The organism is Chitinophaga sp. (assembly GCF_036569185.1).
Lineage (GTDB): Bacteria > Bacteroidota > Bacteroidia > Chitinophagales > Chitinophagaceae > Chitinophaga.
In genome coordinates this window covers 1-8122 of the sequence record NZ_DATCRD010000424.1, presented here as the reverse complement: position 1 = coordinate 8122, position 8122 = coordinate 1, and the positions used below count along the sequence as shown (strand labels likewise).

General features: G+C 48.7%; 5 protein-coding genes. 2 read left to right on the top strand and 3 right to left on the bottom strand.

All coding sequences use genetic code 11. From position 1 onward, the window contains the following. Nucleotides 1–195 precede the first annotated feature (195 nt). Both VIM72_RS32035 and VIM72_RS32030 read left to right on the top strand, forming a co-directional pair. A complete protein-coding gene (locus VIM72_RS32035) occupies nucleotides 196–2898 on the top strand; it encodes an AsmA-like C-terminal region-containing protein (protein WP_332006865.1) in 2703 nt (900 codons plus the stop codon). 229 nt (nucleotides 2899–3127) lie between these two features. Beyond that, nucleotides 3128–3511, top strand: coding sequence for an SdpI family protein (locus VIM72_RS32030; protein WP_332006864.1), 384 nt, complete (start codon nucleotides 3128–3130; stop codon nucleotides 3509–3511). Between the two features lie 64 nt (nucleotides 3512–3575). On the opposite strand, the gene VIM72_RS32025 is transcribed toward VIM72_RS32030, so the two are convergent. The 3 genes from VIM72_RS32025 to VIM72_RS32015 all read right to left on the bottom strand — a co-directional run. Next, nucleotides 3576–6758: a multidrug efflux RND transporter permease subunit gene (locus tag VIM72_RS32025; protein ID WP_332006863.1), complete on the bottom strand. Its 3183-nt coding sequence runs from the start codon at nucleotides 6756–6758 to the stop codon at nucleotides 3576–3578. A 29-nt stretch (nucleotides 6759–6787) separates the two neighbouring features. Next, nucleotides 6788–7921, bottom strand: coding sequence for an efflux RND transporter periplasmic adaptor subunit (locus VIM72_RS32020; protein ID WP_332006862.1), 1134 nt, complete (start codon nucleotides 7919–7921; stop codon nucleotides 6788–6790). Between the two features lie 18 nt (nucleotides 7922–7939). Continuing rightward, nucleotides 7940–8122: TolC family protein (locus VIM72_RS32015; protein WP_332006861.1), on the bottom strand; the 183-nt coding region annotated here is incomplete at its 5' end.

Sequence of the window (8122 nt, the reverse complement as noted above, 5' to 3'; positions counted from 1 at the left end):
GTCCTGCACATCTTCCAGCACTACAGTTAAATTAGCTTGCCGTTTGCTCAATACAGATAATAGTTTTTCTCTTCTTTCCGGTGTCATACGCTGAATATTGGCGCTAAAATACGAAATAGTGCAGAGATGGTCCTGCACCCTCATTTTCTCCTTTATACATTATGCTTATCTTCACCCCCAAAATATAAATAACCTATGATCAAAAAGATCCTGAAAATTGTGGGCATCGCAATAGTGGTCTTGATACTGGCCGCAATTGCCATCCCTTATTTCTTTAAAGACAAGATAATAGCGAAAGTAAAAACCGAACTGAATAAACAGCTGACTGCCAAAGTGGATTTTAAAGATGTGGATATCAGCTTATTCCGTCGTTTTCCCCGGCTGGCAGTGGGCCTGGAAGAATTGCAGGTGATCGGTACCGGAGAATTTGCTGCCGATACCCTCCTTTCTGTAAAACAGATAGACGTAGCCCTTAACCTGATGAGCGTTATTAAGGGAGATAAGATGGACATCTATAACATTGCCCTCTTACAGCCACGTATACACGCTATTGTAAATAAAAACGGCGCTGCCAACTGGAATATCACCAAACCGGATACAGCAGCGGTAAACCCGGCAGATACCGGTAAAAGTACTTTTGCACTCAGCCTGCAGCAATATAAAATTGAAGATGCGTGGATAGATTATGACGACCGGCAGGGCAACATGGAATTACTGGTTACAGGCCTGAACCACCAGGGCAAAGGCGATTTTACACAAGACCAGTTCCTGCTGCAAACCAGTACCACCGCCTCCGGCGTTACTTTCAGGTATGGCCTTATCCCTTATTTATCACAGGTAAAAACTTCCCTGGATGCAGCTATCCAGGTGGATAATAACAGTAACACCTATACGTTTAAAGATGGCAAGGCATCGCTCAACAACCTGGAACTGGCCCTGCAAGGCTTCTTTAAACTGGTGAACGATTCCAGCTACGGTATGGACCTGAGCTTCAAAGCGCCTTCCACTAATTTCAAAGACCTGCTGTCTTTAATACCCACTGTATACAAAACAGATTTTGATAAGATAAAAACCAGCGGTACCGCCGCTTTTGGCGGATTTGTAAAAGGCACTTACTCCCCTGTGCAGATGCCCGCATTTGGACTGGACCTTTCTGTAAAAGACGGCTTCTTCCAATACCCCGATCTTCCCAAACCGGTAAAAAATATCCAGGTTGCTATGAAGATCAGCAATCCTGATGGGGTACCGGATCATACGGTAATAGATATGCCTACCGGCCACCTGGAAATGGATAATACCCCGCTCGACCTGCGCATGCTCGTTAAAACGCCGGTATCTGACCTCTATGTAGACGCGGCCGCCAAAGGCAAACTGGATCTCTCAAAAATCACCCAGTTCGTAAAACTGGAATCCGGCACCAATTTATCCGGCCTGCTGGATGCAGACATCAGCGCCAAAGGCAATATGAGCGCCATTGAAAAGCAACAGTACGACCGCTTCTACGCCGCCGGCACCCTGCAGTTGAGCAACATGCTCTACAAAAGCAAAGACTATCCCGATGGTGTGAAAGTGAATAACCTCTCCCTGCAGTTCAACCCTAAAAACGTAACGGTAAAGGATCTTAAGGGGCAATACCTGGGCACTAACTTCGAGGCCAACGGGGAAGTAAATAACCTGCTCGCCTATACGTTTAAAAATGAACCGCTGGATGGGCAGATGAACTTCAAGGCAGATGAAATAAATCTCGATAAATGGATGGGGACCGATAAACCTGCTTCTTCCGAACCGGCCACTGCGAGAAGAGATTCCGCTGCCGCCGTTCCCTTTGCGGTACCGGCCAACCTTAACTTAGGCTTACAGGCCAATGTGAATAAGATCCATTATGATAAAGCCGATCTTACCAATGTATCCGGTAAGCTGCTGGTAAAAGATGAAACCGTAACCATGCAGCAGCTGAAAGCCAATGCCCTGCAGGGTACTATGGAAATCAACGGCAGCTACAGCACTAAAGCCAGCAAAGTAAATCCCGATATCAACCTGGCCTATGATGTGCAAAACCTGGATGTGCAACAAACATTCAATACCTTTAATACCGTACAGAAATTAATGCCCATCGGCAAATTCCTTTCGGGTAAAATCACGTCCCAGTTAACCATGCATGGCAAACTGGGAAAGGATATGTCGCCCGATCTGAGCACACTTACCGGAGATGGCAACCTGCTGCTTGTACAAGGGTTCCTGAAACAGTTTGCCCCTGTTGACCAGCTGGCCAATTCCCTGAATATTTCACAGCTGAAAGATCTCTCGCTGCGTGATATCAAAAACTATTTCTCCTTTGAAAACGGCCGTGTAAAAGTAAACCCGTTCAAGGTAACGGTGAATGGTATACGAATGGACATTGCAGGCTCACACGGGTTTGACCAGTCGCTCGACTATACGCTGCAACTCGCACTGCCACGCAGTTTGATGGGCACGGCAGGTAACACGCTGGTCAACAACCTGGCATCTCAGGCGCAAAGCAAAGGCATTCCTGTTCAGCTGGGCGACAGCGTTCACCTGCAGGTATTAATGGCCGGTAACATCCTTAAGCCAAGTGTAAAAACAGACCTGCGCGAAACTGCCAACAACCTCAAATCACAGGCAACAGCGCTGGTAAAAAATAAGATCGACACCGTAAAAAACACCGTAAAGGACAGTCTTAACCAGATCAAAAACACAGCTGTGAATTCCCTGAAAAACGAATTAAAAAATCAACTCAGCGGAAAGAAGGATTCCTCACAAACATCCTCCGGAAAACCACTGGAAAATGTAGGCAAACAAGCCGGGGAATCCGTGAAGAACACGCTGAACGGCTTGTTCGGCAAAAAGAAGCCAGCTGCGGATACTACGAAACATTAACGCGGGTTTTGTCTGACTCAGGATTATGATGATTATACTGATTTTTTTGATTGATCATTTGGATTTTTAAAGGATTTGGGGAGATGAAAGCGGATATTTGCTTTTATCTCCCCAAATCCTTTAAAAATCAAACAAGATCAAATCCTTGTAATCAGTATAATCATCATAATCCTGAGTCAGACAAAATCCGCTTTTTTTGCGTAACTTATGGTAACCAAAACCCCGGACCATGTGGCTACGCTTCTTTCATTCCACTTATTGCAACCCGGCTATTTTTGCGGGCGTACTTTTTTTTCTCATGGGTTATTTCATACACCGCTTCCCACCTAAAAGCACTAAATCATGGTATGGTTACCGTAGCGTTCTGTCCACTAAAACGCCTGAGATGTGGCGCTCTGCCAATGAATACGCCGCCTATATTTCAAGGCGTGTAGGCGTGGTGCTGATACTCACCGGTGTGGCCTGTGCGCTCATTTTTGAAAGCCAGTCGGATTGGTTCTGGTATATTACTGTTGGAGCTGTGGTAGCCGGTACCATGTACCTGGTAGGCGATACCGAGTGGGAATTAACCCGGCATTTTGATAAAGACGGCAAGCGTATCCTTCCCGAATAAAAGCAGGAAGGCGCTGCCTTCGCAACGCCTTCCTGTGTATGTACAATATAAACCCTGCTGATAATTACAGCCTGCCCTGCACATCGTGCTCTGGTACAGCCTGGTAGCTCTCTTTCATTTTAAGGAGCTTTTCTTTACCGTAGGCCAAACGGGTAATCACCACGTACAGCACCGGCACAATAAAGATGGCCAGGAACGTTGCGGTGAACATACCGCCCAATACGGTCCAACCCATTGTTTTACGCGCTTCCGCACCTGCGCCGGAAGAAAATACCAGCGGCAGGATACCCAACAGGAAGGCCATCGATGTCATGATAATAGGGCGTAAACGCAGCTTCGCTGCCTCCACTGCCGCCGTTACCAGGTCCATCCCCTTGTCCACCCGCTCTTTTGCAAACTCCACGATGAGGATCGCATTCTTGGCCGACAAACCAATCAGTGTAATCAACCCGATCTGCGCATATACGTTGTTGCTCAGCTTAGGCAGGAAGGTAAGCACCGTAATGGCCCCAAAGGCGCCGATAGGCACCGCCAGCAGCACGGAGAACGGTACAGACCAGCTCTCGTATAAGGCGGCCAGAAAGAGGAACACGAAGATGATAGACAACGCGAAGATATATATGGTTTTGGAGCCAGACAGCAACTCTTCACGGCTCAAGCCGGAGAACTCGTAGCCATATCCTTCCGGCAGCGTTTGCGCCGCCACCTCCTTCAATGCGTTGATAGCATCACCACTACTATATCCCGGAGCCGGGTTACCGTTTATTTCCGCCGAGCGGAACAGGTTGTAGTGGGAAATCACCGGGGCGCTTTCTATCACCTTATAAGAGGTGAGAGAACTTAACGGCACCATAGCGCCCGCGCTGTTGCGTACAAACAACTGGCTCAGGTTTTTGATATCCCCGCGGTAAGTGGAATCCGCCTGCGTTACCACGCGGAAGTTACGGCCGTAAATGGTGAAGTCGTTGATATAGGCGCTACCCATATAAGTTTGTAATGCAGTAGCGATATCAGAGATCTTCACACCCATTTTCTTCGCTTTCTCACGGTCAATATCCAGCTGGTAACCGGGTGTGCGTGCAGTAAAGAAGGAGAATGCCTTTGCTATTTCCGGGCGCTTGTTGGCAGCGGCCAGGAAGCTCTGCAACACGCCTTCAAATGCCTTTACTTCACCGGCGCCCTTTTGCTCCAGTACAAAGGAGAAACCTGCTGTAGAACCCAGGCCGGGGATGGCCGGCGGTGGAATTACCACCACATTGGCTTCCTTGTATTTCGACAGCTTCTTCTGCAGTGTGGCCACAAGCCCGAAAACCTGCAGGGAATCCGGCTTACGCTCATCCCATGGCTTCAGCTGGCAGAAGATAGTAGCACTGTTTGATTTGGTGGCAAAGTTTACCACGTTTAATCCTCCGAGCGCTGCATAGTGGGCAATACCTTCTGTATTGTCCAGGTCCTTCATCATTTGCTGCATTACAGCCAGGGTACGCTCTGTAGAAGAAGATTCAGGCAAATCGAATGTAATGTAGATACGGCCTTCATCTTCTGTAGGTATAAAGCCGGTAGGCTTTCCCTTAAACAACATCATGGTACCTACGAAAATGCAGACCAGGATCACTATCACAAAGCGGAAATAGCGGATACTCTTTTTCACCCCTATAGAATAGCGGGAAGTGGTATGACCAAACCAGCGGTTGAATTTAAAGAAGAATTTGTTCAGCCCTTTCGAATCTTTATCCAGGTGCATAGGCTTCAGCAGAAGGATGCACAATGCCGGTGTTAATGACAACGCCACAAATGCGGAGATCATTACAGAGATGGCAATGGTGATCGCAAACTGCTGGTACAAACGGCCCACGATACCAGGTATAAACCCTACCGGTACAAACACCGCCGCCAGGATCAGCGCGATCGCAATTACCGGTCCGGATATTTCCTTCATGGCCAGTGCGGTGGCATCTCTGGGCGACATCTTCTCATGGTCTATATTATGCTGCACCGCTTCCACCACCACGATGGCATCATCCACCACGATACCAATGGCCAGTACGAAACCGAACAAGGTAAGCGTGTTGATGGTAAATCCAAGCGGAATAAAGAAGATGAACGTAGCAATAATGGATACCGGAATAGCCAGTACAGGGATCAGCGTAGCGCGCCAGCTCTGCAGGAACAGGAATACCACGATCACCACCAGGATAAGCGCTTCCACAATAGTATGCACTACCTCTTCTATAGATACCTTTACTACGGAGATGGATTCAAACGGTACTACGTATTCCACATCGCTGGGGAATTGCTTCTTCAGCTCTTCCATGGCCGCCGTCACATTTTTGGCAGTTTCAATGGCATTACTTCCGGGCGCCTGGTATACAAGCAGGTAGGCGGCGCGTTTGCCATCCACAAAGTTGTTACCGGAGTAGTTAAATTTACCTAACTGCACACGGGCCACATCTTTCAGGTATACCAGCGATCCGTCTGAAGGACGGGTTTTAACAATGATATTTCCAAATTCTTCAGGAGTAGATAAACGTCCTTTTGTGAAAATGTTATACTCAAATGTTTGCCCTGCCTGTTGCGGCGGCGCACCTACAGAGCCCGCGGTGATCTGCGCGTTCTGCTCTGCCAGCGCTGCGCGGATATCATCGGCGGTTACGCCCATCTCCGCAAGCTTATCAGGCTTCAGCCAGATACGCATACTGAAATCGTCGGCACGGGTGAAAATATCACCCACCCCTTTTGCCCTCAGCAATGCATCTTTTACATATACGTTGGTATAGTTATCCAGGAACGTAATATCGTGTGTGCCTTTGGGTGAGTACAATGCCACCAGCATGAGGATACTGGGGTTACGCTTCCTAACGGTGAGCCCTAAACGCTGTACTTCCTGGGGCAGGGTAGGCTGCGCAATACCCACACGGTTCTGCACATCCAGCGCGGCAATATTGATGTCGGTACCTACTTCAAAGTTTACCGTCATGCTCATTTGTCCGCTACTGGTGTTGTTGGTGTTGATATAGGTCATGCCCGGCGTACCATTCACCTGCACTTCCACAGGTGTGGCCACGGTCTGTTCCACCGTTTGTGCATCCGCCCCGGTATAGGTACCAGTTACCTGCACAGTGGGGGGCGAAATTTCCGGGTACTGGCCAATGGCCAGGTTCATCATCGCCAGTATGCCCACCAGTACCAGTACTATAGATATCACTATAGCCGTTACGGGTCGTTTTATAAAAGTATCTGCAATCATGATCTTCTGCTGTTGATTCTACTGATAAACTATTTCTTCGCAGGCGCGCCTGTTGGAGCGGCTGGTATTCCTATCTGTATTTTACCGCCATCGCGTAAGCGCTGGAAGCCTTCTGTGATCACCTTGTCGCCGGCCTGGATACCATCCATGATCACGATCCTGTCGCCGATCCGTGGTCCCAGGTGTACTTTCTGCTGGGCAGCCACAGAGTCTTTTGCAACAAATACAAAGTATTCACCCATCTGTTCCGTGATCGCTTTATAAGGGATGATCACCCTGTTGCCTGACTGTTCATTCAGTACGCGCAATACGCAGCTCATACCGTCTTTCAGCCTGTCGTCCGGGTTAATGAATTCAATCCGCACGCGGATGGTACCGGTCTGGTTATCCACTCCTCGGTCAATGGCGAGGATCTTACCGGCATGCACGAATTCGGTGCCGTCGGATAATTGCAGGCGGAAAGTGGAGTCGCTGGCTTTACCACCCTGCATATCTGCAAAGCGGGAGATCTCATTTTCTGTTATCACGAAATCAACTCCTATCGGGTTTTCGCTGGAGATGGTATTCAGCAGCGTGGTGCCGGGGCTCACCTGCGCGCCGAGCTTTACCTGTGAAATGCCAATGCGCCCGGTAAACGGCGCTTTGATCAGGGAATAATCCAGGTCTGTACGAACGGCAGCAAGACTCGCTTCTGCTGCGGCCAGCTGGCTGCGGGAAGTTTCCAGGGTGGCTTTCGCGTTGTCCAGTATCTGGCGGGCTACCGCATCCTGGTCGGCCAGGCGCTGGTAACGGTCGTCATCTTTCTTTGCCCTGTCGAAGCTCGCTTTGGCACTGGCAACATTGGCCTGCGCCTGTAAATAAGCCGCTTCATATTTACGGCGGTCTATTTCATACAGCGGCTTTCCTTTCTGCACCACTTCACCTTCTTTAAAAAAGATCCCGGTGATAAACCCTGATACCTGGGAACGCAGTTCCACCTGGTTCAGCGCAACTACCGTGGCGGGATATTTATCGTAATAAACGGCCGGTGCTACGGATGCCTCCGTAATATTTACCGGTGTAGGGGGCATAGCGGGCGCTCCCTGCTGGGCGGGTCCTTTACAGGCAGTAAAGCCCAGGATACTGGCAGCGCTGATTAAGACAATGTGGTTCATTTTTTTCATATCCGTTCCGGTTACCATTTAATAATTAGCTGTTAAGGTTCCTAATGCTTTTTGCAGGTCTATCCGGCTGGACAATACCTGGTACATGGAATTATAAAAATTCAGTTGCGCCGTGCGCAGTTCTGTTTCAGACACCAGTACATCGAGATAGGTTTTGATCCCTTCCTTATACTGCAACTGTAACATATCATATACATCCTG